This is a genomic window from Candidatus Thiosymbion oneisti (genome assembly GCF_004359955.1).
GTDB classification, from domain to species: Bacteria; Pseudomonadota; Gammaproteobacteria; order Chromatiales; family Chromatiaceae; genus Thiosymbion; species Thiosymbion oneisti.
This window is the reverse complement of record NZ_SMSC01000141.1, coordinates 1-514: the sequence shown is the minus strand read 5'-3', so window position 1 is coordinate 514 and position 514 is coordinate 1. Positions and strand designations below refer to the sequence as shown.

Sequence of the window (514 nt, the reverse complement as noted above, 5' to 3'; positions counted from 1 at the left end):
TACCTAGTTTCGACCGATGTTGCTGGTTGCCACCCGATCCCCTGTTTTCGACATAGATTGCAAGTTCATAGCGGTGATAATAAGCGTGCTGGTAGACCCTGGTAGCATCGCTTAGGAGGTACCCGATGAACAAAAAATATATTGTGCGTCTGACGGAAGAAGAACGGGCGCAGCTCAGCGAGTTGGTCAACAAAGGCCAGGCCGCAGCATACAAGATCAAGCACGCAAATGTTCTGCTCAAGGTCGATGCCAACGGACCGGATTGGAATGATGTGCAAGCTGCAGAAGCCTTTTCGTGTGCGCCGCGAACCGTGTCCAGTCTGCGCGAACGCTGTGTCGAACACGGGCTTGAAGCCGCACTGGAGCGCAAGAAGCAGGCTCGCCCGTCACGGGAACCGATTCTGGATGGCGAGCAAGAAGCACGTCTCATCCAGCTGGCTTGTAGTGAACCCCCAGCCGGGCGTGCGCGGTGGACATTGCGGCTGTTGGCCGCAGAGTTGGTGACCCTGGAGGT

At 56.4% G+C, this 514-nt stretch carries 1 protein-coding gene; it reads left to right on the top strand.

Annotation, left to right across the window (positions count from 1 at the left end; translation table 11 throughout):
* Window positions 1–125 precede the first annotated feature (125 nt).
* On the top strand, window positions 126–514 hold a 389-nt coding region (locus E1958_RS19795; RefSeq protein WP_133513389.1), incomplete at its 3' end, for a helix-turn-helix domain-containing protein.